Source organism: Mycobacterium sp. G7A2 (assembly GCF_041902445.1).
In the GTDB taxonomy this organism is placed as follows: domain Bacteria; phylum Actinomycetota; class Actinomycetes; order Mycobacteriales; family Mycobacteriaceae; genus Mycobacterium.
Genome location: NZ_CP169251.1, coordinates 226,258 through 250,355, shown reverse-complemented (window position 1 = coordinate 250,355; position 24,098 = coordinate 226,258). Strand labels below are relative to the sequence as shown.

Here is a 24,098-nt window from a genome sequence, read left to right as displayed (position 1 = left end):
GTCGGCTAGGAGGCTTCCCGGCCGTCCACCACGCGGAGGGTGGGCCGGTCCGCGGGCTCCGGGGCGATCTTGTCGTTGACGGTGGCCACCACCGCGTCGACGCGGTCGACGGCGCGGTCACACATGCCGCGCACGCGGTCCCCGGCGGTGTCGACATCGTCGGCCGCGCTGCGCAGGTAGCCACGCAGGGTGAGGCGCAGGCGCTCACCGCGCAGACGCAGACGTCGCCGGACCCGGTCGTCGATCTCGACGGTGACGTAGGGCAACACCTGGAGCTTCATCGGCACGTCTTTCGCTCGGGGACTGCTGGCACCAGGGTAACCAGGCCTCACCCCACCTGGGTCATCGAACGACCCGCGGTCATTCCGCGCTGCCCGCGCTACACGCGGCTGCGCCGGAACGGTGCGCGGCCGGGCGGCTGCTGAGGGGGCGGCAGCAGCGGGTGGCGCGGGCGCACCGCGACCTCGGTGGGCTTCTGGGTGTCGAGGTGGAGGTCCTGTCCGGCGTGCCGGATGGTCAGCTCCCCCTCGGGACCGTCGCGCAGCGTGTAGGTGACCGTGTCGTGGTCGACGTCGACGATCACACCGAAGTTGCGCCACCGCAGCCGAAACCGCATCCCCGTGATGCCCGGCGGCAGGTGCGGGTCCAGGGAGAGCATCTTCTCGTCGTCGCGCAGCCCGCCGAAACCCTGGACCAGCGCGGTCCAGCTGCCGGCCAGCGAGGCCACATGCACCCCGTCGCTGGTGTTGCGGTGCAGGTCGCGAAGGTCGATCAACGCGGCCTCGTACGCGTAGTCGTGCGCCAGCTCGAGGTGGCCGACCTCGGCGCACATCACCGCCTGGGTACACGCCGACAGCGACGAGTCCCGGGTGGTGCGCCGCTCGTAATAGTCGACGTTGCGGGCCTTCTGCTCGTCGGTGAACGCGTGGCTCTGCCAGTGCATCGCCAGCACCAGATCCGTCTGCTTGACGACCTGGGAGGAGTAGAGCCTGAAGTAGGGCTCGTGCATCAACAGCGGGTAGTCGTTGCTCACGGTGAAATCCCACTCCCGCAGCGTGGTGAAGCCCTCGCACTGCGGGTGGACGCCGAGTTCCTCGTCGTACGGAATGTGCACGGCGTCCGCCGCGTCCCGCCAGGCGGCGATCTCTTCGTTGCCGGCGCCGAGATCGGCTGCGTCGTCGGGATTCCGCCCGCACGCCTCGGCGGCGATCCGCAGGTTCTCGGCGGCCATCAGGTTCGTGAACACGTTGTCCCGCACGACTGCGGTGTACTCGTCGGGACCGGTGACGCCGTCGATCCGCCAGCGGCCGTGACGGTCGTGATGGCCCAACGACATCCACATCCGGGCGGTCTCGACGAGCACCTTCAGCCCGCATTCCTGTTCGAGCGACTGGTCACCGGTCACCACCCGGTAGCGCTCGAAGGCCAGCGCGATGTCGGCGTTGACGTGAAACGCGGCGGTGCCCGCGGGCCAGTACCCCGAACACTCCTCGCCGTGGATGGTCCGCCAGGGGAAGCACGCGCCCTTCAGGCCGAGTTCGCGGGCCCGGTCGCGTGCCATGTCGAGGGTGGAGGCGCGCCAGCGCAGCGCGTCGGCGGCGGATCCGGGAGCGGTGTAGGTCAGGACGGGCAGCACGAATCCCTCGGTGTCCCAGAATGCGTGACCGTCGTACCCGGTTCCGGTCAGGCCCTTGCCGGGGATCGCGCGCCGTTCGGCGCGGGCGCTGGCCTGCAGGACGTGGAAGAGCCCGAAACGAACCGCCTGCTGACAGTCCGGGTCACCTTCGACCTCGACGTCGGCGCAATCCCAGAACTCGTCGAGGTAGGCGCGTTGCGAGTCCAGCAGGCCGTCCCACCCCGTGAACCGCGCGGCGGCGATGGCGGCGGCGGCCTGATCGTGCAGCGCGGGCCGGGACCGCAGGCTGGACCAGCCGTAGGTGATGTATTTGACGATGCGCAGCTTCTCGCCGGGTTTCAGTGCGCACACCACCGTGGTGCGTGCCCAGTCGTCGCCCGCGTCGCCACTGAGCTGAACCCGGCCGGGCGCCTCGACGAGGTGGTCCATCGCGGCCGCCATCATCAGCCCGCTGGCACGCGTGCGGTGCATCAGCGACGCCCCGCGTTCGCTCACTTCGTGGTCCACCGGCTCGAGCGGCTTGACCAGCAGCGCCGCCACCCGCGGATCGTCCGACGGGGCGGGCTGGTCTTCGTTGGCGACGAGTTCGGATTGCACGGTGACGCGCACGTCCTCGTCGAGGGCCTCGACGATGTACTCGATGGCGGCCAGGCCCCGCTGCGCCAGCGACACCAGCCGGGTCGACTCGATGCGCACGTGCTTACCGGCAGGCGAGCGCCATTCCGCGGTCCGGCGCAGGGTGCCCGCGCGCAGGTCGAGGACCCGTTCGTGGGCCATCAGGTCGCCGTAGCGGACGTCGAACGGCTCGTCCTCGACGAGCAGCCGGATCAGCTTGCCGTTGGTCACGTCGACGACCGACTGACCTTCCTCCGGGTAGCCGAAACCGGCTTCGGCGTAGGGCAGCGGACGGTTCTCGTAGAAGCCGTTGAGGTACGTTCCGGGAAGACCGAAAGGCTCGCCCTCGTCCAGGTTTCCGCGCATGCCGATGTGGCCGTTGGACAGGGCGAACAACGACTCGCTCTGCGGGAGCAGGTCCAGGCACAGCTTGGTCTCCCGGACGTGCCACGGTTCGACGGGGAAGGCCTCGTCGGCGATCATCATGGCAGCAGCTCCCCCAGATCACCCACGACGACGTCGGCGCCGTTGTCCCGCAACGCATCCGCCTGTCCGACCCGGTCCACACCGACGACCACCCCGAAGTCCCCGGCCCGGCCGGCCGCCACCCCGGACAGGGCGTCCTCGAACACCGCGGCGTGCGCGGGCGCCACGTCGAGCAGTTCGGCGGCCCGCAGGAACGAATCCGGGGCCGGCTTCCCGGCGAGGTGCTCCTCGCGCAGCGTCACCCCGTCGACGCGGGCTTCGACGAAGGCGTCCAGCCCGGTCAGCTCGAGCACTTCGCGGGTGTTGGCGCTCGACGAGACCACCGCGCGGCGCAGGCCCGCATCGGCGGCAGCCTGGAGATACCGGCGGGACCCTTCGAACACCTCCACCCCGTCGCGGTGCAGCACGTCGGTGAAGCTGTCGTTCTTGCGTTGTCCGAGTTTCTCGACCTCTGCGTCGTCGAGTGTGATGCCCCGGCTCTCGAGAAAGGACCGCACACCGTCCAGCCGCGGCTTGCCGTCGACGTACTCCTCGTAGTCGGCGCCGGCGTCGAACGGCACGAACTCGTCGCCGGTCTGGTCGCTGCGCGCACGAAGGTAGTCGTCGAACATCGCTTTCCATGCCTGCCGGTGCACGCTCGCGGTGTCGGTCAGGACGCCGTCGAGGTCGAAAAGGCAGGCACGGATGTCATCGGGTAGCCCCAGCATCCTGTTCACGCTAACCCGAACAGCGCCCGCAGTTCAGTCGTGCGCCACCAGATGAGCCCGGCGAAGACCAGCAGCAGCGTCACCGCGGCACCGGCCTGCACGAGGTCGCGCCTGGCCCGGGGCGCGTAGGCGAACGCCGCGGCGACGGCCGCACCGGTCACCAGCCCGCCGATGTGACCTTGCCAACTGATGTTCTGCGAGCTGATCAGCGGGATCACGAAGGTGAAGGCCAGGTTCAGCGCGATGATCACGACGACGAACCGCACGTCCATGTTCAGTTTGCGGCCCACCACGAACATCGCCCCGAACAGCCCGAACACGGCACCTGACGCGCCGGCGGTGGCCGCGTTCAGCTCCGACGCCAGGTACACCAACACCGAGCCGCCCAGCGCACTGAGGAAGTACAGCGTCCCGAACCGCAGCCTTCCCAGCGCCATTTCCAGGGGCGGGCCCACGATGTAGAGCGCCCACATGTTGAACAGGATGTGGGTCAGCCCGTAATGCAGGAACGCCGAGGTCAGCAGCCGGTACAGCTCGCCGTCGGCGACTGCCGGCGGCCACAGCACCAGCTCGCGTTCCAACCCTGCCGACGTGCTCTGTAGCAGGAACATCAGCAGGTTGACCCCGATGAGCGTGTACGTCACCACCGGGGTCGCCGAGCGGCCCGGCCGGCCGCCGAACGCGGTGCGCGCCGGGCGGACGGTGCGGGCACCTTCTCCGACGCAGTCCGGGCACTGGTGGCCGACCGCGGCGGAGCGCATGCACTCGCCGCAGATGAACCGGTTGCAGCGGGTGCAGCGGACATAGGTCTGCCGGTCCCGGTGGCGGTAACAGGTGGGGATCTGCGGCGCCTCGCTGGGAATGCTCACAGCACTCCGAAGAGTTCGATCCAGTTGCCGTCCGGGTCGGCGACGAACATCCAGCCCATGCCCGGCACCGGCGCGAACTCCGTCAGCGGCTCGACGACGTCGTACTCCGAGGCCTCGAAGGCCGCCGCCACCGCGCGCAGCCCGTTGACACCGATGGTGAAGTACCGCAGACCTGCCTGCGCCCGCCCGCCGCCGGGCGCTGCCGGCGCGGGCGGCGGCGTGGTGTAGGTGACCAGTTTCAGCACGTTCGCGCCGAGCGAGTAGCGGCGCTGCGTGCCGCCCTCGAAGTCGATGTCGCCCTGCGGCTCGAGCTCCAGGAACCCCTCGTAGAACGCGACCATCGGCTCCAGGTTCGTGGTGACGAGGCCGACCTCGATGCCCGGGGAGAGCAGATCCAGCTTCACGTCCCCCACGCTAGCGGTCGGAGGACCTGCGGTGCGGGTAACCCTGCTCGCGGTGCTGGAAGGCCAGGATCGCCGGATTGCGCACGGTTCCGTCTCGGATCTCGATGGCTCGGGCGATCGTCGGCGTCTCGTCCCAGACCGCCGGTCCGGCCAGGACCGTTTCCAGGTGGGGCAGCAGCGCCTCGCTGATCTCCCACGTCGCCGAGTTCCACAGATACGACGGGCTGTGGTCGACGGCGTAGTAGAGCACGTCGTTCGCCAGCTGGATCGTCGGCTCGGCGAACGAGGTGGGGCGGGCCCACTCGAAGCCCATGCCGGCGTCACAGGAGACGTCGACGACGAGGCTTCCGGCGGTGAACGAGGCCAGGTCTTCCTCGGTCACGAAGACCTGTGGAGCGGTGGGATCCTGCAGCACACAGTTGACCACGATGTCGTTGTCCGTCAGCAGTTCGGCCACCGGGAGCCGACCGTCGTCGGTGTCCACCCAGATGCGGTCGGGGCTGTCGGGGTCGGAGCCCATCTGCAGCATCTGCACGGACGGGATCGGCGCGGCCACGGCGGCGACATCGCGGTTGGTCAGCACCCGCACGTCATCGACGCCGTGCGCGTTCAACCCGGTGACCGCGCCGCGGGCGGTGGCTCCGAAACCCAGCACGGTCGCTCGTAGTCGGCGGCCGTAGGTCCCGGTGATGCCGGCCAGCGCCATCGCATGCAGCACCGAGCAATAGCCGGCCATCTCGTTGTTCTTGTGGAAGACATGCAGGCCGAAGCCACCGTCGGGCTGCCAGTGGTTCATCGCCTCGAAGGCGATCAAGGTCTGTCGCCGGTCGATGGCGGCCTGGGTCAGTGCGTAATCCTGTACACAGTGCGGCCATCCCCAGATGATCTGGCCCTGCCGGAATTCGGTGAGATCGGCGGCCTGCACCTTGGGCAGCAGGATGACGTCGCACGTGGCGACGATCTCCTCACGGGTCGTGATACCGCCGACGAACGGAGCCAGCATCTCGTCGGTGGCGCCGAAGTCGGCGCCGTAGCCGCTCTCCAGCAGGATCCGCGGCCGCAGGTCCTCGTCGATCCGGCCGAAATGCTCCGGGTGGATCGCCAGCCTGCGCTCGTCGGCTTTGCCGGAGCGGGCGAGGACGCCCAGGCTGAGGTGGCTCTGCGGGCCCGATTCGTCAGCTGGCATGGGGCGTCACCCTACCGGGCCGGAGAAAATGACGACATTGTGACGTCGACCGCTCCTGAGATCACGATCATCTAAGCAACCGGCCTGATTTCTGAGAGACTTCATGCCGCCGTGACCATGGCGGGACCGCTATGCCGTACGGATACCCGATAGTGCGGCGAGGATCACGCCCTGCGACTGTAACGTTTTCGCGCTCACCGGTAGCTGATCACGAGACCGGTTTGGGCACTGCGGATCTCGGCTACCTTGGAGTTGGGCGGGGATGCAGTGAAACCAAGACACGAAGGACGAATCGATCATGAAATCCAGTGGAACCGCAATGCGCCGTGTCGCCGCCGGCATCGGGGCGGGCGCGCTGTTCGGCGGTCTCGCCGCAGCCACCGTGGCCGCGCCCACGGCGGGCGCCGCGCCGGCCGAGCAGTGCAGTGCCAGCGGCATCGCCGACACGGTCAGCTCGGTGACGGGTCAGGCCCGCTCCTACCTGGACGGGCACCCCGGCGCCAACCAGGTGGTCACCGCGGCGATGAATCAGCCGTATGCCGAGGCAGAGGCCAATCTGCGGGGCTATTTCACCGCCAACCCGGCCGAGTACTACGACCTGCGGGGCATCCTGTCGCCGATCGGTGACACGCAGCGCACCTGTGGCGTGACGGTGCTGCCCGGCGAGTTGGCGACGGCCTACAACACGTTCATGGCCGGCTGAGTCGACGCATCGATGCCGCGGCGGCGGGTTCTGTCTCGCCGCCGCGGCACTTAGACTGACTTCCTATGAGGCTCACTTTGACAGCTGCGGCAGCGCTGACGGGCCTGTGTGCCGTGCTGACGGCGCCGGCCGCGGCCGCGCAACCGGATCCGCCACCCGGCCCGCCGCCGGGCCCGTCCCAGGGCACCGCGATCGACGAGGACGGAACCTACGCGGTCGGCGCGGACATCGCCCCCGGCGTCTACCAGTCCGCCGGGCCGATCGACGGCGGCGCCTGCTACTGGAAACGCACCGCCGGCGACGAGCTGGTCGACAATGCGCTGACCAAGAAGCCCGCGGTCGTGCACATCGAGGCGACCGACACCTCGTTCACCACCAGTGACTGCCAGTCCTGGCAGTTGACCAACCTGCCGCCCCCACCGGAGCCCGCCCCCGGTGACTTGATGGGCCAGTTGTCGGCGCTGATCGCCAACGGCATGTTCTCCGGGGGCCCGCGCTGACCGACGGCCGCATCGCAGTCCCCGACGACCTCGACGCCGTCACCTCGGTCGGCGCCGAGGACCACACAGCCGTGGACCCGGCCGCCGTCGAGCGGATCTGGGCTGCGGCGGAGCACTGGTACGCGGCGGGCATGCACCCTGCCATCCAGGTCTGTCTGCGCCGCGACGGACGGGTGGTGCTCGACCGCGCGATCGGTCATGCCTGGGGTAACGGTCCCGACGACCCCGCCGACGCGGTGAAGACCCCGGTGGATCCCCAGACCCCGTTCTGTGTCTACTCCGCGGCCAAGGCGATCACCACCACCGTCGCGCACATGCTCATCGAGCGCGGCGCGTTCGGCCTGGACGACCGGGTCTGCGAGTATCTGCCCACCTACACCAGCCACGGCAAGGACCGCACCACCATCCGGCACGTCATGACCCACAGCGCTGGGGTGCCGTTCGCCACCGGTCCGCGGCCCGACCTCAAGCGGATGGACGACAGCGAGTACGCCCGCGACATGCTGGGCAGGATGAAGCCGGTCTATCCGCCGGGCCTGGTGCACATGTACCACGGCGTGACATGGGGTCCGCTGATGCGCGAGATCATCTCGGCGGCAACGGGACGCAACATCCGCGACATTCTGCACGACGAGATCCTGGCGCCGCTCGGCTTCCGATGGACGAACTACGGCGTTGCGCCGCAAGATGTTCCGCTGGTGGCGCCCAGCCACGTGACGGGCACACCGCTGCCCGCGCCGATCGCGAAGGCCTTTAAGGCCGCGGTCGGCGGCACGCCGCAGCAGATCATCCCGTTCTCCAACACGCCCCAGTTCCTGACCGGGGTGATTCCGTCGTCGAACACCGTCTCCAATGCCCACGAACTCTCCCGCTTTGCTGAAATACTCTGTCGCGGTGGCGAACTGGACGGGGTGCGGGTCATGTCACCGGAGACTCTGCGATCGGCGACCGCCCCGGCCCGACGGTTGCGCCCCGACATCGCCACCGGATTGGCGCCGATGCGGTGGGGCACCGGTTACATGCTGGGATCCACCCGGTTCGGGCCGTTCGGCCGCGACGCTCCCGGCGCGTTCGGTCACACCGGGCTGACCGACATCGCGGTGTGGGCCGATCCGCAGCGGGCGCTGTCGGTGGCGGTCGTCAGCAGCGGCAAGCCGGGGCGGCACGCTGAGGCCAAGCGCTACCCGCAGCTGCTGGACCGCATCAACGCCGAGATTCCGCGGGTCTAGCGTCGCGGATGCCGCGGTAGATCCCCCACCGCACGATCCATGGCATCAGGACCCGCTCGAACGTCCACGCCGGGAACCGGAACGCGCGCCCGTTGGGTGCGAACACCTCGAGCCCGTCCGGCTGGATGCCCAGCACCGATCCCCACCGCCGAGCCGGCGGACGGTAGCTGCGCAGCGGGGTGCCCGCGAACCACGCGCGCACGTTGCGGGCGAGCAGACCGTCGGCCCGGTTGCGCGCCGAGCTCCGCAACGGGTCGGTGGCGGCGACATCGCCGATCGCGAACACCTCCGGGTGGCCGGGCACCTGCAACTGCGGGGTGACCCGCACGAAACCGTGCTCGTCGAGCAGTTCGGCCGGCAGCCACTCGGTGTTGGGGCGCACCCGCCCGATCGCCCACAGCACCAGGTCCGCCGACACGTCCGGCTGACCGGTGCTCCAGCGCACCGTCCCAGCGGTCAGCGTGTCCCCGGTGAACCCCTGCGGCAAGTCGGCCCGGTGTCCGGGATGCAGCCCGACGCCGGCCTCGATGAGGCGGCGGCGTACCCGCTCCCAGGTGCGCGGGTGATGGCCGGCCAATGCCCGCTCACCGGGAAAGAACAGGTCCACCCGAATCTGCGGCCACCTCGCGGCGATGTTGGCGGCGCTGCTCACCGCGGCCGCACCACCGCCGACCACGATCACCGACCGGGCCGCCGCGAGCTGGTCGTGGGGTGCCCGCAGCTCGGCGTCGATCTCCGTCGCGGCCTGCAGCCCGGGGCGGCGCCAGAATCCGTTGGTGACGCCGGTCGCGATGACCAGCGCGTCGTAGGCGACCGGGGTCGTCGATCCGTCGGCGCGGCTGACGGTGACCGTGCGCGCGGTGAGGTCCACGCCGGTCAGGGTGCCGTGCACGGTGCGGATCCGGTCCAGGCCGCGGAATCGCTGGAACGGGATCCAGTTGTGCCGCGCCCAATGGTCGGGATCGGCCAGCCGCCAACCCAGCTCCTGTCCGCTGACCAGCCCCGGCTTGGTCGAGATGCCGACCACGTCGGCGTGTTTGGCCAGCTTCATCGCGGTCAGCACGCCGGTGTCACCGAGGCCCGCGATGACCACCCGCCGCGTCATGCCCGCACCGTCGCCGGCGGCCTGGGTACGAACCGCGACACCCGGTCGATGACCGCCTGATAGCCCGGGCGCCGTTGCAGGCTACGGGTTTCCATCATCGGGATGCTCGCTCCCAGGAACATCGCGAGCATCGCGGCGGCGCCGGCGAACAGCCACCACGCCTGCGGTGCGGCCGCCAACCCGAACAGCGCCAGCGCGAACCAGAAGCCGAACTCTCCGAAGTAGTTCGGGTGCCGCGACCAGCTCCACAATCCACGGTCCATCACGTCCCCGGGCCGCGCCGACGCGACGAAGCGGTGCATCTGCACATCGGCGACACCCTCGAGCGTCACCGCCGCCATACCGACGATGAACGCGACGACGGCCAGCCATGCCAACCCGCCACCCGGCGTCGTCACCGCGACGTACACCGGCACCATCCCGAGGAACACCTGCAGGGTGGGGATCAGGTGGATGGCCACCAGGTCGGCGACGAACTCGAACCGTCCCGCCCGCTCACGGAACATCGGATAGCGCCAGTCCTCGTGATGCAGGCCGGGAAATGCGTAGACCCAGTTGGCGGTCAGGCGCACCGCCCACACCACCACCAGCACGGTGATCAGCCAGGTCCTCAGCGCGTCACCGTCGCCCTGACTCCACCAGTAGAACAGCAGCAGCGGCGGGATGACGCTCCAGTAGGCGTCGTAGAAGCTCGAGTTGCGGTAGGCGCGGCTGAACGCGAACACCACGAGCGTGGCGAGGATGTCGGCGATCAAGGTGTCCAGCCACAGCCGGCCGGTCGCCGGGCCCCACAGCAGCCAGGCGTAGCCGACCGCGACGGCGATCAGGTAGGCGACGGTGACGATGGCCAGCGAGCGGCCCTTGGAGCGGGTCATCCGAGCCGGACCCGGAACATCGTCGGCCAGTCCTTGCCGGTGATCAGGAACTCGTCGCCGTTGAGATGGGCGATGCCGTTGAGCACCTGCGCGCTCGGCGGGATGCCCCGTTCCCGCAGGCCGGCAGCGTCGACGACAAGGTCGACAGCCCCGTCGCCGGGGTCGATCCGCACGATCGTGTCAGTGGGCCACACGTTGGCCCACACCCTGCCCTCGACGCACTCGAGCTCGTTGAGCCCGGTGACCGGCGCGCCGTCGCGGGTCACGTCGACGCCGCCGAGCTCGCTCATGTCGCCGGGGTCGTGGAACCGCAGCCGGTCGGTGCCGTCGCTGCGGACCAGCCGCTGCCCGTCGTAGCACAGGCCCCAGCCCTCACCCGCCAGCGGGACTTCCCGCACCGGCGTCACGGTGGCGCGGTCCCACTGCACGGCCACGCCGTCCTGATAGGTGAGCTGCCAGATGCGGTCGCCGACCACCGTGATGCCTTCCCCGAAGTAGTCCCCCGGTATCGGCTCCGCGCGGTTCACCTGCCCGGTCGCCGGGTCGACCGTGCGCAGCTGCGACTGCCCGGCCAGCCCGGTGCCCTCGTAGAGCACCGAACCGTGCATCTCCAGCCCCTGGGTGAACGCGTCGGGGTCGTGCGGGATCTCGGCCAGGACGACGGGCGCGACCGAGGGGGCGGGCTCGCCCTGCGCAGCCGGAGCGACGAGGACACCGGCCAGCACGACCAGGACGGCTGCGGACAACATCCGCACTGTGTTCATACCGACGTTCTACCGTGCGACGATGGCCGAATGAAAGCGGTCAGTTGCGTGCACGGCACGCTCGACGTCGTCGACATGCCCGATCCGCGGCCGGCGGACCGGCAGCTCGTCCTGAACGTGCTGCGCTGCGGCATCTGCGGTTCGGACCTGCACGCCAAGGATCATGCCGACGAGCTGACCGAGGTGATGGCCGAAGGCGGCTATCACGACTTCGTGCGCAGCGACACCCCGGTGGTGATGGGACACGAGTTCTGCGGTGTGGTCGCCGAACGGGGCCGCAAGGTGGGCAAGGAGTTCAAACCCGGCACGCCGGTGGTGGCGTTCCCGCTGCTGCGCGCCCACGGCGGTGTACATCTGACCGGTCTGTCGCCGAAGGCTCCGGGCGCTTTCGCCGAGCAGGTGGTGGCCGAGGCCGCGATGACGTTCGCCGTGCCCAACGGCCTCGATCCGGGCACCGCGGCGCTCACCGAGCCGATGGCGGTGGCGCTGCACGCGGTCAACCGCAGCGGGATCACCCGCAGGGATGTCGCGATCGTCATCGGATGCGGCCCGGTCGGGCTGGCCGTGATCTGTCACCTCAAGGCCCGCGGCATTCAGACGATCGTCGCCAGTGACTTCTCCCCCGGACGCCGCGCGCTGGCCAGCCGGTGCGGAGCGCATGTCGTGGTCGATCCCGCGGCCGAGTCGCCGTACGAGGCGGTACCGGCGAACCGACGGGGTATGACGGCGCTGCCCGAGCTCTACGAGCTCGGCATGGGTGCGATGGAGAAGCTGCGCCGCGTGCCGGGTTGGTCGCATGTCTACCGGGCCGCCGACCGGCTCGGCGGCACCGCGCCGAAGCGGCCGGTGGTCTTCGAATGCGTCGGGGTGCCGGGGATGATCGACGGAATCGTCGGCGCCGCGCCGCTGGCGTCGCGGGTGGTGGTCGTCGGGGTGTGCATGGGCGACGACAAGCTGCGCCCGGCGATGGCAATCGGCAAGGAGATCGACCTGCGATTCGCGTTCGGCTACACGCCCCTGGAGTTCCGCGACACGCTGCACATGCTGGCCGACGGCAAGCTCGACGCCTCCGCGCTGGTGACGGGCACGGTCGGATTGGGCGGCGTCGCCGCGGCTTTCGACGCCCTGGGCGACCCCGAGGCGCACGCCAAGATCCTGATCGACCCGTCCAGCGAAGCCGTCACGCCCTAGAGAGGCAGGGGCGTGTTCGCCGAGTCGAGGTGCTCGACGGTGGTGAACACCAACTCCCGGTCGCCGATGTTCTCGATGTCGTGCAGCAGGTATTCGCCTGCGGCAAAGCTGAAGTGGCGGGTTTCCCCGGCGTCGTAGGCGACCTCCCGTGTGGTGCCGTCTGCGGTGTGCTGGCGGCTGCGGCCCGGCGTGACAGCAGTCCAGAAGTAGTCGAGGACGTGGCGGTGGGCGTGCCACCTGGCCCCCGGCGCCAACCGGATCTCCCACACCCGTACCCGGCCCTTCTCACTGAGCAACCGGGACCCGACGTGGCCGTCGTGGGCGTGGGTGTCGAACTCGGCGCGCAACTCGTCCGTCCAGCCTTGATAGTCAGTGCCGACGAGCGTCCCGGCCAGGGGCGCATCGGTCAGGAAGTCGTTGTTCGTGGTCGTCATGGCGGTGCCTTTCTCTAATGGCCCGGGCCGTAGAGGCCGAACCGGTTGTCTGGGTCACCGGGCACCCACGTGCAGGTGACCTGGGAGCGGGTGCCCATCTCCTTGACGCGGCGCAGCAGCCGCTGGCCCAGCTCGAGTTGTCCGGGTTCCCATTTGGCGAGCGCCTCGGCGATGTCGGAGCTGTCGGCGAGCGCGTCGTGCAGCGCCCACGCGTTCGCCGCCGCTTTGGCGGTGCCGGCCGCCGCGTGCGGCCGGGCGGCACTCGCGGCATCGCCGATGAGCGCCACGCGCCCGGTCGCCATCTGCTGCACCCCGACGTCATAGACCGCCTGCAGATAGGGCTGCTCGGTGCGCAACACCACCTCGGCCGCTGCCGGAGCCAACACGTTGCTTGCCGCCGAGCGCATCTCGTCAACGAAGCGGTCCTGGACCTGGCCGGGGTGCAGGGAGACCCCGGCGACGAAGCCGCGCTTGTCGGTCATCAGCTCGTCGAGTTCGTATCCCTCGGCGACATTGCGGTACCAGACGTAGTTCAGCAGTCGCTCACCGACGGACAGCCCACCCGACGGGGACGGGATCGGGTAGACGTTGATGTGGGTGTGCAGGCCAAAGCTGTAGCTGATCGAGTCGCGCAGCAGCTCGAAAGTGGCCGGTGAGACCTCGCGTTCGGGCACCGTACCCCGCCAGCCGACGTAGCCGGAGTACTCCAGCTCCGAATCCGGGGAGATGCGACGCCGGCTCGCCGAGGTGATGCCGTCGGCGAACACCACCAATTCGGCGCGCTCGATGCGTCCGGAGGCGAACCTGACCTCGACACCGTCGGCGTCCTGATCGAAGCCGGACGCGTATTCGCCGAGGTGATAGCGCTCGGTGCCGAAATCAGCGAGCAGTGCCCGGTAGAACGTCCCCCACGAGGTGTATCGCCACGGCGCCGCCTCGCGGTAGACCACCTCGTTTTCGGAACTCAGGTACTGTACGAAATGAGTTGCTGTGCTGACATTTTCGGGGTGCTGCTCGCTGCATTCGACGAACCAGCGCAGTGTGTCGGGCTGCAGCACGATGCCGCCTCCGCGCCCATCGAGATCGGTGGGGGTTCGTTCGTAGACGTCGACGTCGAACCCCAGCTTGCGCAGCAGCAGCGCCGCGGTCAGACCGCCGATCGAGCCGCCGATGACGACGGCGCGGTGTCCTGCCCAGTGCTGTCGGCCGGTGTCAGTCATGTGTCTCTCCTGTGTCGAGCCCGAGGAAGGTCCGGGCGTTGTCCTCCAGCGCGGCGTCGTCGATGCCCGCCGCGTGCGGTAGTGCGAGGGGGTCGGGCGTGCCCATGTCGAAGGGATAGTCACTGCCGCACATCAGTCTGCGTGGATCTGTCTGTGCTCTCAGCAGCTCCAGCGCAGCGACGTCGTGGGTCAATGTGTCGAACCACAACGCGGAGAACGTCTCCCGGGGCGGCCGGCTACCCCCCTGCCGGACGTCGGCGCGTTGCCGCCAGCCGTGCTCCCACCGACCGACGAGCGCCGGCGCGCAACCGCCGCCGTGCACGAGGCAGATGCGCAATCCCGGGATGTCGTCGAGGACTCCGGCGAGGATCAGGGCAGCCGCGGCGGTGGCGGTCTCGACGGGATTGCCGATGAGGTTGGCCAGGTAATGCGAGCCCCATTCGGGCCGCGGTAGCTGCATCGGGTGGACGAGCACCGCGAAGTCGAGTTCGGCAGCGAAGCCGAGGATGTCGCGCATCGGGCTCACGTCGAACGAGGTGCCGGCCAGCAGCGGCGGCACCGCGATGCCCCGGATGACCTCGGATCCGGCCACCGCCTCCATCTGCTTTCGTGCCGCGGCGGGGTCGTGCAGGGACACCAACGCCAGACCCGCGAGCCTGCCGGCGCTGTCGCGGCACACCTGGTGCAGCGTGTCGTTGAAGGTCCTGACGAAGTCGTCGACGCCGTCGTGGTCGGCGACCGGGAACGCGAACGGTGGAGCGGACAGCACCCGCGCGCCGAGCCCGGCGGTGTCGGTGTCGTCGAGTACGCGGGCGATATCGCTCATCGCGTCGGTCTCTATCGACAACGGGAGGTCCCCGAGGTGCAGTTGGCCGTCGTGGTCGCGCAGCGCGGGAAGTGGTGTGCCCGGCGCGAGGCCGAACAGCTCCCGCGGCAGCCAGTGGGCATGGATGTCGATCGGGCCGGGATGCATTGTCATGCCGCTGATCCAGCCGCTTCGAGAGCCTCGAAACGCGCGAGTACCTCGGCCTGCAACACGGCTACCGCCGGGTCGGAAGCCCGCCGCGGCCTCGGAAGATCGACATCGATGATCTCGTGGATGCGGCCGCCGGGCGCCAGCACGACGATGCGGTCGGACAGCTGGACGGCCTCGGTCACGTCGTGGGTGACGAACATGACGGTGCGGCGAGACTCCAGCCAGATGCGTTCGAGGTGTTCTCGCAGGGTGCGCGAGGTCATGGCATCGAGGTGGCTGAACGGCTCGTCCATCAGCAGCACGTCGGGTTCCACGGCGAAGGCGCGGGCGATGCCGATGCGCTGCTGCTGACCGCCGGACAGCTGGGCCGGATAACGGTCGGCACAGTGGCTCAGCCCGACCAGGTCGAGGTAATGCCGGGCGCGGTTCTGCCAGCCGTCCCGTTCGTGCTGCACGAAGCCCAGGTTGGCCATGACCGTACGCCAAGGGAGTAAGCGCGCGTCCTGGAAGACGTAGCCCACCCGCGCGTCGCGTGTTCCGGCCCGTAACCGCACGTTTCCCGAGCTGAGCGGCTCGATACCGGAGACGATGTTGAGCAGGGTGGTCTTTCCGCTGCCGGACGGCCCGACGATGGAGACGAAGGTCTCGCCGGAGATCGTGAGGTCGATCTCGTCGATCACCCGCGTGACGATCCCGCGGCGGTCCGTGAATTCTTTGACGAGGGTCTGGATTTCGATGGAGGCCATGATTTCTCGCTTTCTAAACGGAGCGCCAACGGGTGGCGTAGCGCTCGATGGGCCCGAGGATGAGCAGGTCTGCGACAACCAGCAGCAGGATGAAGACGAGCACCCACGCCAAGAAGCCGTCGAGTTGGTTGGCGTCGTACCAGTAGCGGGCCCGCCAGCCCACTCCGGAGGTGGCGCCGAACCACTCAGCCAACAGGAGCCCGTTCCACGCGCTCATGATGGCGAATCGGACCGCGGCGATGGTTGATCCGGCCACCGCGGGTGCGACGATCTCACGGAGTACCCGGATACGGGGGACGCCGAAGGCCCGCGCCATGAGAACCAGATCGGCGGGCACCGCTCTGGTCGCCTTCGCGATGTTCACCACCACGAACGGCAGGCCGGACAGGAACACGGTGACGACCGGGGTGAGCCAGCCGAAGCCGAACCACATGGTGGTCAGCAGCGCCCAGATCACCGCCGGGATGGCCAGCGCGGCGGCGTTCAGGTCGGAGAACGCGAGATCGGCCAGGCGGGACAGGCCCATCAGCACCCCGATGACCGCGCCGACGATCAGCGCCGCGGCCAGGCCGAGGACGAACCGGTTCATACTCAACGCCAGGTTGTGCCACAGTTCGCCGATCTCGGCCTCGGTGATCAACCGCTGGATCGAGTCGGTCACCGACGGCACACGGTTTCCCACGATGACGGCGAGCTGCCAGGCGGCCAGGATGCTGAGCAGTGCCGCAGTGACGGCTCCCGCCGACGTTCCCCGTGCCCGTAGCTGGTGTTGCCAGGACGAGATGACGGTCATGCGATTTCCTTCCGCCAGGCGAAGAAGCGGTTCTCCAGGGCCGCCAGGCCTCTCTCGATCAGCACCATCGCGATGATGAACAACGCGGTCCAAGCCAACATGTCGTCCACCCGGAATTCCTGGTAGGCCTTGCGGATCATGAACCCGACTCCGCTGCTCGCCCCGAACACCTCGGTGAGCGCCTCGACCTTCCACGCCATCGCGAAGCCGTAGCGCACGCCGGCGAAGACGAAGGTCGTCAGTGCCGGTAGGTAGAGATGGCGCAGGATGTCGCTTCGGCGCCGCTCGAACGCCTGACACATCGCCAGCAGGTTGCCGTCGACCGACCGCACACCTTCGGCGACGTTCATCGCGATGAACGGGAGTGCCACCAGCGCCGACACGACGATCGGGCCACCGGCGCCCACGCCGAAGATCAGCAGTCCGAAGACGGCGTAGGTCAGTCCGGGCATGTTGCCGAGGACGAAGAGCGGTAACGAGAAGTACGCGTTGAGGAATCGGCTGCGGCCCATCGCGAAACCGATCACCAACCCGCCGGCCATGGCGAGGGCGAATCCGGCGGCGATCTTGGCGATGCTGGTGGCGAAGTTCGCGACCGCCTCGCCGGAGACCACGATGGCGTACACCTGCTCACCGACTCCGACGGGGGTGGGCAGAATCGGGTCGTCGACCCAGGCTGCCAGGGCAGCCCAGGCGGCCAGGGCGAGGAGGAGAGCAGAGCCGGACACGAGCCACCGGTTGTGTCGGACGGGCCCACGTGAGCGACGACGGGACGGCGGATTCGCCGCGACCGACCCGGTGTCCGGCAGGGCGACAGTCTGGGTCACGGTTGGACTCCTTCGGTGGGCAGGAATTTCGGATCGGTCACGTCCTCGGCGATCACGCCGGTCCGCCGCATCAGGTCGAAGATGGAGCTCTCGTCCTCAGCCCACTGTTGATCGAAGCGGACCTCATCGGTAACCCAATCATGTTGGGCCACGTAGTCCTTCATGAACGCGATGTCTTCGGGCGTCGACACGGCGAAGTGCTGAGGGTAGCGCTCGATCATGTCGTCACGGTGTTGCTGCCACTCGGTGAGGCCACGATCCCACAGGTCGAGGAACGCCGACACCTCACCGGGATGCTCGTCGACCCAGTCCTTGCGCGCGACGAACACGTTGCCCATCGGCCCGTCGTGGCCGGGAGCGTCGAGCTGGGCGAACAGGTCGGCCGACGACTTTCCGTCGTACAGCGCGCGCACCGACCCTTCACGCAGCTCGCGTGCGGAGAGGTCGGGATAGCAGATGCACGCGTCGATCTCACCGCGCGCCAACAGGTTCGACAGGTTCTGGATGTCGGCGACAACGACGTCGAAGTCACCGTCCACTAGCTTGAGGCCGTGCATCTGCTCGACCAGCGCACTCCACACCAGCGTGCCGGACACCGTGGTGAACACGCCGAGCCTCTTGCCCTGCAGGTCCTCGAGCGACTGGGCCGGGTCGTCGGTACGCACCAGGATGCGACTTCGTTCAGCGTTGTAGCGGCCGATGATCACGGTCTCGCGCCGGGTCTGTTCCTCCAGATACGGCACTTCGAACGATGCCGTGGAGATGATGTCGGCGTGACCACCGGCGAAAAGGCCGAACTCGTCCCAGGTGGCGCTGCTCTCGATGGTGTAGCCGGAATCGCGCTGCCACTCCTCGACGACGCCGGTGTCGTTCATGTAGTCCCAGATCGGGTCGGGGGCGAACGTGAACCGGATGACCCCGTCGCGAGCGGTCCGCGACGATGCCGGACCACCCAGTCCGGCTGAGCACGCCGTGGTCAAGGTCAGGACGGCCGCGGCGACGACGGCCACCACGGTTCTCACGCAGGTACGAGATGAAACAGTCACCGATGACCTCCTCGGGTTGTGACGGTGATCACGAGGACCCACTGTGGTCGCCGGAAAGAACGCGGGCAATGTCTTGCGTGACACTTCTATGCTGATCTCTATGTCAGTGTCGACACATTCCTCACCGGTCCCGCCCTCGGAGCGGTGGCTGAGCGCTCTGGCCGAGATCGGCGAAGCGGTCGGCGGTGAGCAACCGGTCACCGATCTGCTCGACCGAGTCGCCCGGACAGCGTGCACCCTCCTGGACTACGACTTCTGTGCGGTGTTCCTGCCCGCGCACGGTGGCGCCGCGCTGACCATCGTGGGGTCGCACGGGTTGTCGCCCGAGTACGTCGCTCAGGTCAATGCGGACCGCCCGATCCTGCTCGACGTGCGCGGCGATCAGGAGGCGCCGACCAGCCTGGCCTTCCGGACCGGAGAAGTCGTCGCCCTTGGCGACATCGAGCAAGTTCCTGGTTTCGGCTGGGGCGGCGTCGCCCATGAGCAGGGTTATCGAGCGCTGATCTCGGTGCCGCTGCGACGCGGAGCCGAGGTCATCGGTGCGCTCAACGGCTACCGCGCCGAGCCGCATCAGTTCGACCGCGCCGAGATCGGCCTGGTCTCCACGCTGGCCAGTCAGGTGGCGATCGCGCTGGGGACCGCGCAGCTGCGAGCCCAGGAGCAGGCCACCATCCGCGAGCTCCGCCGCGCCGAGGAGGTGCATACCCTGCTCACCGCGACCGCACTGCGGGGCGAAGGCGTGACCGGGGTGTGTGCCGCGCTCGCCGAGCTGCTCGGGCAGGGGGTGCTGATCGAGGATGTCTACGGTGAAACGCTGGCCGCGGCGCACTGGCCGGGAATCGACCGCGAGCCCACCCCGGTCGAGGTGGACGAGCAGCTGCGCGCCGGCACTGTCGTCTCGGTTCGCTCCCGTGGGCCCGCAGTGGCCGGGGTGCTCCTCGATGCCGCCGTGGTCGCGCGCATCCATGTCGACGCGCCACGTGCCGAGCTGTCCGGTCTCGATGTGCGCGCCGTCGAGCAGGCTGCGGTCGTCACCGCGCTGGAGTTACTGCGGGCGCGCACCGCCGCGGAGGTCGAGCAGCGGCTGCGAGGTTCGCTCGCGGCCGACCTGCTGGCCGTCGACGACGCGGCGTTGCCGGAACTGCTCGACCGGGCGCGCCGACTGGGTTGGGATCTGTCCGGCCGCCAGACACTGGTGGTGCTGCGTTCTCCCGCAGCGAAATTCGCTGATACCCGCAACGATCGTGTGTTGGCCGTCGCCGACCGGGTCGTGTCCGCGCTGGCGGCCCGCCCGCTGGCGGCCTCCTACCGCGGCGACGTGGTGCTCGTCTGCTCCGACCGATCCCCCCACGTGTCGCCGGCCGACATCGCCGGCCGTCTCGTGGACACGCTCCGCCGGGCCGGGGTTGTCGACTACGCCGTGGCGGCGGTGTCCCGCCCAGCCAGCGCCCGGGAGTTGCCCGCGGCGTTTCGCACGGTCCGCGGCGCGCTCGACCTCGCCGCGGAGCAGCGCACGTCGACGGTCATGGATCTCGGTGACGTCACCATCGACCACCTGCTGCTGCAACTCGACGAGCCTGACCGGCTGCGCGAGTTCGCGTGCGCAGTTCTGGGCCCCGCCATCGAGTACGACCGAAAGCGGTCCACCGAACTGCTTCACACCGCCAGGGTCTTCGTCGACCATGATCTCGACCGGCGGGCCGCCGCCGGCGTGCTGCACCTGCACGTCAACACGGTCGCACAGCGCATCAGGCGGCTGGAGGAACTCACCGGGCTGCGGTTGTCACGGCCGAAAGATCTGCTCGAGCTGACCGCGGCGCTACGGGTGGCAAGGATCGCTGGGCTGGGCTGACGTTCAGGTGGCGACCGCGTCGATCGCGCGCAGGATCCGCTGCTCGCTGACCGAGCCGCGGGTTCCGAGTTGCTGGGCCCACAACGAGACTCGCAGTTCTTCGATCATCCATGCGATGTCGCGCACGTCGGCCGCCGAGGCCCGCGCCGGCGACAACGCCGCGCGCAGTTCGTCATAGGCCCGCTGCACGGCAGCGACCCGTGCCATGCGCTCACGGTCGGCCGCGGGCGCCTGCGGCAGCCGCTCGAGACGACGGCCGATCGCGAGCAGGTAGCGGGTGAGATCGGTCAACCTGTTCGGCCCGGTCGCGGCGACGAATCCGACCGGCAGCAGCCGGGCGAGCTGGCCGCGGATGTCGGCGATCGCGTCGGCCTGCGCGGCGCTGGGGACCTCCGGAAGCGCCAATTGCACGTCATGCCAGGCGGTCAGCACCTTCTCGGTGCGCCGCACCACCTCGGTCACCGTCGACGCCAGGCGCGCCGCGAGCCGCTGCTGGGCGGCGGCGAACTCGGCGCGCGTCCACACCGGTGCGGTGACCAGCGCCTGCACGGCGGCGTCGGTGCAGTCGTCGAGCAGCGCGGGCAGCGACCCGTCCGGATTGTTGGCCAGCACCAACCTCGTACGCGGATCCAGGCTCTTCTCCAGCGCCTTCGTCGTCGACGGGCCCGCCAGCCGAAGCAGCCGTGCGCTGCCCGCCGGCATGGCCGCGGTCTGCTCGGCCTGGGTCGCGAACACCCGGATGTCCACCGCGGCAACGCTGTCCACCAGTGCCGGATATCCTCGCACCGGATTGCCGGCCGCACCGCGCTGTTCGACGGCGCGCGGTATCTCCTCGAGGTCGGCCGGCCAGTTGCGCAGCCCCGTGCGTTCGACCTCGGCGCCGACGGTGTCCGCGACGGCCTGCCGCGCGGGCGCGGCCAGCCTCTGCTGCAGTTCGTCGAGGTTCTTGCCGCGCGAGACGACCGTGCCGTCCGGGCCTTCGACCGCGAAGGTGACCCGCAGGTGCGGTGGCAGCTTGTCCAGGTCGAAGGCGTCGATCGGTACCAGGATCCCGGTGCGGCGCCGCAGCTCGCGCTGTACCGCGTCGAGGAGTGGTCCACTGTCGGGGGAGATCGACGCCAGCAGGGCGCGTGCGGTGTCGGGGGCGGGAACGAAGTTGCGCCGCAGGTCTTTCGGCAGGGACTTGATCAGCGCGGTCAGCAGCTCCTCGCGCAGGGCCGGGACCTGCCAGGCGAAGTCGTCACCGCCGAGACGCGCCAGCACCTCGACCGGGACGTGCACCGTCACCCCGTCGTCGGCAGCGGTGGGGTCGAACCGGTAGGACAGCGGCAACGCCACGTCCCCGGCGGTCCACACGTCGGGCTGTTCGTCGCCGGTGTCCGAGCGCAGCAGATCCGCGCGCGTCATTGTGAGCAGCTCCGGTGTGCGGTGCCGCGCCTTGCGCCACCACCCGTCGAAGTGCCGTGCCGAGACCACCTCGGCCGGTATCCGCGAATCGTAGAACGCGAAGATCTCGTCGTCGCCGACGAGCAGATCACGGCGCCGGGCGCGGTCCTCCAGCTCGGCGAGTTCGGTTCGCAGACGGGCGTTGTCGCGGAAGAAGTGGTGCTTTGTCTGCCACTCGCCGTCGACCAGGGCATGCCGGATGAACAGCTCCCGCGACACCTCTGCATCGACTTGGGCGTAGCCGACCCGGCGGCGCGCCACCAGCGGCAGCCCGTAGAGCGTGACCCGCTCGAAAGCCATCACCGCGCCGCGCTTGGCATCCCAGTGCGGTTCGCTGTACGTGCGCTGCACCAGATGCCCGGCCACTCGTTCCACGGCCTCGGGGTCGATGCGCGCCGCGGTTCTGCCGTAGAGGCGGCTGGTTTCGACCAGATCGGCGACGACGACCCACCGGGGCGGGCGCCGGGTCAGCACCGACCCGGGCGCCAGGACGAACCGCGCGTTGCGGGCGCCGGCATAGTCCCGTCCGTCGCCCTCCCGAAATCCGATGTGCGACAACAGCCCCGCGGTCAGAGCCTGGTGTATCCGCGCAGGATCGGCTGGCTCGTCCTGTTCGGTGATGCCTAGGTCGCGGCAGATGCCTCGCAGCTGACCGACGAGGTCCTGCCATTCCCTGATGCGCAGGTAGTGCAGGAACTCGTCGCGGCACATCCGCCGAAAAGAGCTTCCCGAGCGTTCTTTCCGTTGCTCGCCGAGGTAGTTCCACAGGTTGAGGAACGACAGGAAGTCGGAGTGCTCGTCGGCGAACCGGGCATGCTTCTGGCGGGCGGCATCCTCGCGGTCGGTGGGCCGCTCCCGCGGGTCCGGAATCGACAGTGCCGCCGCCAAAATCAGCATCTCGCGGACACAGTTCTCGGCGTCGGCGGCCAGGATCATCCGGCCCAGCCGCGGGTCCACCGGGATCTGCGCCAGCCGACGCCCGACGACGGTGAGCTCGGTGCCCTCGAAGGCGCCGAGTTCCTGCAACAGCGCCACCCCGTCGCGGATGCTGCGGGCGTCGGGCGGGTCGAGGAAACCGAAGCCTTCGATGTCGCCGAATCCGAGGGCGGCCATCTGCAGGATGACCGCGGCGAGGTTGGTGCGCAGGATCTCCGGCTCGGTGTAGCGCGGGCGTGCCTCGAAGTCGTCTTCGGAGTACAGCCGGATACACACCCCGGGTGCGGTGCGACCGGATCGGCCGGCCCGTTGCGCAGCCGAGGCCTGCGAGATCGGTTCGATCGGCAGACGCTGCACCTTGGTCCGGCGGCTGTAACGGGAGATGCGCGCGGTGCCCGGATCGACCACGTAGCGGATGCCCGGCACGGTCAGCGAGGTTTCGGCGACGTTGGTGGCCAACACGATCCGCCGCCCCTGGTGGGCGGCGAACACCTTCTGCTGCTCGGCGGTCGGCAGCCGGGCATACAGCGGCAACACCTCCACGTCCGGCCCCACCGCGCCCCGCAAGGCCTCGGCGGTGTCGCGGATCTCCCGTTCCCCGGACAGGAACACCAACACATCGCCCGCGGGTTCGCTCTCCAACTCGGCGACCGCATCGACGATGGCCTCGGTCTGGTCGCGCAACTCGGTGCGCACGACGTCGTGGTCGGGGTCGTCAGGATCGTCGGAATCTCCCGCCCCCTCGACGGGCACCACCACTTCCAGTGGCCGATAGCGGATTTCGACAGGGTAGGTGCGCCCGGACACCTCGACGATCGGGGCGGGGCCGGCCTCGGTGCCGAAGTGCGCGGCGAAACGCTCCGGCTCGATGGTCGCCGAGGTGACGATCACCTTCAGGTCCGGGCGCCGCGGCAGCAGCTCGCGCAGATAGCCGAGCAGGAAGTCGATGTTGAGGCTGCGCTCGTGCGCTTCGTCGATGATCAGCGTGTCGTAGCGCAGCAGGCGGCGGTCGCGCTGGATGTCGGCGAGCAGGATGCCGTCGGTCATCAACCGGACCAGGGTGCGGTCGCTGGCCTGGTCGGTGAAACGCACGGTGTAGCCGACCGTCTCCCCCAACGGGGTGCCCAGTTCCTCGGCGATGCGGGAGGCGACGGTGCGTGCGGCCAACCGGCGCGGCTGGGTGTGTCCGATGGTCCCGCGAATACCGCGGCCCATTTCCAGACAGATCTTGGGCAGCTGGGTGGTCTTGCCCGAGCCGGTCTCGCCGGCCACGATGACCACCTGGTTGGCCGCGATCGCGGCCGCGATGTCCGCCCGCTTCGCGGAGACCGGCAGATCGGGGTAGCTGATCCGCGGTACCGCCGCCCGGCGGGAAGCCACCAATCCCTCGGCCGCGGCCAGCGCGGCGGTGAACTGGTCGAGCTTTCCCGGGTCCCCGCCGAGCTTCTTCAGGCGCCGCCCGAGCCGGGCGGCGTCACGGAGGGTGACGCCGTCGAGGCGGGCGCGCAGCTCGCGGATCGTGGCTGGGGACGGTTCGGACACCTCGGCAGAC

The 24,098-nt window shown here is 69.3% G+C and carries 22 protein-coding genes; 5 read left to right on the top strand and 17 right to left on the bottom strand.

The features are described 5' to 3' along the window. Positions 1 to 5 precede the first annotated feature (5 nt). From ACEWX3_RS01160 to ACEWX3_RS01135, 6 genes are all read right to left on the bottom strand, one after another. A complete protein-coding gene (locus tag ACEWX3_RS01160) occupies positions 6 to 281 on the bottom strand; it encodes a hypothetical protein (protein ID WP_374158495.1) in 276 nt (91 codons plus the stop codon). Between the two features lie 98 nt (positions 282 to 379). Further along, positions 380 to 2,734, bottom strand: coding sequence for a glycoside hydrolase family 65 protein (locus ACEWX3_RS01155; RefSeq protein WP_374159984.1), 2,355 nt, complete (start codon positions 2,732 to 2,734; stop codon positions 380 to 382). Further along, on the bottom strand, positions 2,734 to 3,444 hold the full coding sequence (locus tag ACEWX3_RS01150) for a beta-phosphoglucomutase family hydrolase (RefSeq protein ID WP_221358850.1): 711 nt from the start codon (positions 3,442 to 3,444) through the stop codon (positions 2,734 to 2,736). Before ACEWX3_RS01150 ends, ACEWX3_RS01155 begins: the two co-directional genes overlap by 1 nt. A gap of 5 nt (positions 3,445 to 3,449) precedes the next feature. Next, a complete protein-coding gene (locus ACEWX3_RS01145) occupies positions 3,450 to 4,313 on the bottom strand; it encodes a rhomboid family intramembrane serine protease (RefSeq protein WP_374158494.1) in 864 nt (287 codons plus the stop codon). After that, a complete protein-coding gene (locus tag ACEWX3_RS01140) occupies positions 4,310 to 4,717 on the bottom strand; it encodes a VOC family protein (protein ID WP_374158493.1) in 408 nt (135 codons plus the stop codon). Before ACEWX3_RS01140 ends, ACEWX3_RS01145 begins: the two co-directional genes overlap by 4 nt. A 10-nt stretch (positions 4,718 to 4,727) precedes the next feature. Beyond that, positions 4,728 to 5,903: a N(5)-(carboxyethyl)ornithine synthase gene (locus tag ACEWX3_RS01135; RefSeq protein WP_374158492.1), complete on the bottom strand. Its 1,176-nt coding sequence runs from the start codon at positions 5,901 to 5,903 to the stop codon at positions 4,728 to 4,730. 298 nt (positions 5,904 to 6,201) lie between these two features. Between ACEWX3_RS01135 and ACEWX3_RS01130 the strand changes: the two genes are divergently transcribed. From ACEWX3_RS01130 to lipE, 3 genes are all read left to right on the top strand, one after another. Further along, positions 6,202 to 6,606 carry a heme-binding protein gene (locus ACEWX3_RS01130; RefSeq protein WP_221358844.1) on the top strand — a complete coding sequence of 135 codons (405 nt, stop codon included), beginning with the start codon at positions 6,202 to 6,204 and terminating at the stop codon, positions 6,604 to 6,606. Between the two features lie 65 nt (positions 6,607 to 6,671). After that, entirely contained in the window at positions 6,672 to 7,106 is a 435-nt protein-coding gene (locus ACEWX3_RS01125; RefSeq protein ID WP_207068594.1) for a hypothetical protein, read from the top strand. Then, positions 7,103 to 8,335, top strand: coding sequence for a lipase LipE (gene lipE / locus ACEWX3_RS01120; protein ID WP_374159983.1), 1,233 nt, complete (start codon positions 7,103 to 7,105; stop codon positions 8,333 to 8,335). The genes ACEWX3_RS01125 and lipE overlap by 4 nt, the downstream gene beginning before the upstream one ends. Here the strand turns inward: lipE and ACEWX3_RS01115 are convergent. Genes ACEWX3_RS01115 through ACEWX3_RS01105 form a run of 3 tightly spaced genes read right to left on the bottom strand, consistent with a single transcriptional unit; the run spans position 8,310 to position 11,079 of the window. Continuing rightward, entirely contained in the window at positions 8,310 to 9,440 is a 1,131-nt protein-coding gene (locus tag ACEWX3_RS01115) for an FAD-dependent oxidoreductase (RefSeq protein ID WP_207068593.1), read from the bottom strand. The two genes, lipE and ACEWX3_RS01115, sit on opposite strands and share 26 nt — an antisense overlap. Further along, on the bottom strand, positions 9,437 to 10,315 hold the full coding sequence (locus ACEWX3_RS01110) for a DUF1295 domain-containing protein (RefSeq protein ID WP_207068592.1): 879 nt from the start codon (positions 10,313 to 10,315) through the stop codon (positions 9,437 to 9,439). The genes ACEWX3_RS01115 and ACEWX3_RS01110 overlap by 4 nt, the downstream gene beginning before the upstream one ends. Beyond that, positions 10,312 to 11,079 carry a glutaminyl-peptide cyclotransferase gene (locus ACEWX3_RS01105; RefSeq protein ID WP_374158491.1) on the bottom strand — a complete coding sequence of 256 codons (768 nt, stop codon included), beginning with the start codon at positions 11,077 to 11,079 and terminating at the stop codon, positions 10,312 to 10,314. Before ACEWX3_RS01105 ends, ACEWX3_RS01110 begins: the two co-directional genes overlap by 4 nt. A gap of 30 nt (positions 11,080 to 11,109) precedes the next feature. On the opposite strand from ACEWX3_RS01105, the gene ACEWX3_RS01100 reads away from it, so the two are divergent. Continuing rightward, on the top strand, positions 11,110 to 12,270 hold the full coding sequence (locus ACEWX3_RS01100; protein ID WP_374158490.1) for a zinc-binding dehydrogenase: 1,161 nt from the start codon (positions 11,110 to 11,112) through the stop codon (positions 12,268 to 12,270). Here the strand turns inward: ACEWX3_RS01100 and ACEWX3_RS01095 are convergent. From ACEWX3_RS01095 to ACEWX3_RS01065, 7 genes are read right to left on the bottom strand one after another with little or no spacing between them, the layout of a single operon-like run. After that, complete coding sequence (locus tag ACEWX3_RS01095) at positions 12,267 to 12,704, bottom strand: hypothetical protein (RefSeq protein ID WP_374158489.1); 438 nt, start codon at positions 12,702 to 12,704, stop codon at positions 12,267 to 12,269. The two genes, ACEWX3_RS01100 and ACEWX3_RS01095, sit on opposite strands and share 4 nt — an antisense overlap. A 14-nt stretch (positions 12,705 to 12,718) precedes the next feature. Continuing rightward, positions 12,719 to 13,924 carry an NAD(P)-binding protein gene (locus ACEWX3_RS01090; protein WP_374158488.1) on the bottom strand — a complete coding sequence of 402 codons (1,206 nt, stop codon included), beginning with the start codon at positions 13,922 to 13,924 and terminating at the stop codon, positions 12,719 to 12,721. After that, positions 13,917 to 14,903: an amidohydrolase family protein gene (locus ACEWX3_RS01085; RefSeq protein ID WP_283615435.1), complete on the bottom strand. Its 987-nt coding sequence runs from the start codon at positions 14,901 to 14,903 to the stop codon at positions 13,917 to 13,919. Before ACEWX3_RS01085 ends, ACEWX3_RS01090 begins: the two co-directional genes overlap by 8 nt. Continuing rightward, positions 14,900 to 15,646, bottom strand: a complete 747-nt coding sequence (locus ACEWX3_RS01080; protein ID WP_207068586.1) for an ABC transporter ATP-binding protein — start codon at positions 15,644 to 15,646, stop codon at positions 14,900 to 14,902. The genes ACEWX3_RS01085 and ACEWX3_RS01080 overlap by 4 nt, the downstream gene beginning before the upstream one ends. 13 nt (positions 15,647 to 15,659) lie before the next feature. Beyond that, positions 15,660 to 16,439, bottom strand: coding sequence for an ABC transporter permease (locus tag ACEWX3_RS01075; RefSeq protein WP_207068585.1), 780 nt, complete (start codon positions 16,437 to 16,439; stop codon positions 15,660 to 15,662). Beyond that, a complete protein-coding gene (locus tag ACEWX3_RS01070) occupies positions 16,436 to 17,266 on the bottom strand; it encodes an ABC transporter permease (protein WP_374158487.1) in 831 nt (276 codons plus the stop codon). The genes ACEWX3_RS01075 and ACEWX3_RS01070 overlap by 4 nt, the downstream gene beginning before the upstream one ends. Continuing rightward, the gene (locus ACEWX3_RS01065; protein ID WP_286183565.1) at positions 17,263 to 18,288 is read right to left on the bottom strand and encodes an ABC transporter substrate-binding protein; all 1,026 of its coding nucleotides are present in this window, start codon (positions 18,286 to 18,288) and stop codon (positions 17,263 to 17,265) included. Before ACEWX3_RS01065 ends, ACEWX3_RS01070 begins: the two co-directional genes overlap by 4 nt. A 124-nt stretch (positions 18,289 to 18,412) precedes the next feature. Between ACEWX3_RS01065 and ACEWX3_RS01060 the strand changes: the two genes are divergently transcribed. After that, a complete protein-coding gene (locus ACEWX3_RS01060; protein WP_374158486.1) occupies positions 18,413 to 20,164 on the top strand; it encodes a helix-turn-helix domain-containing protein in 1,752 nt (583 codons plus the stop codon). A gap of 3 nt (positions 20,165 to 20,167) precedes the next feature. Here the strand turns inward: ACEWX3_RS01060 and hrpA are convergent, their stop codons facing one another. Further along, a complete protein-coding gene (hrpA, locus tag ACEWX3_RS01055; RefSeq protein ID WP_374158485.1) occupies positions 20,168 to 24,088 on the bottom strand; it encodes an ATP-dependent RNA helicase HrpA in 3,921 nt (1,306 codons plus the stop codon). Positions 24,089 to 24,098 lie beyond the last annotated feature (10 nt).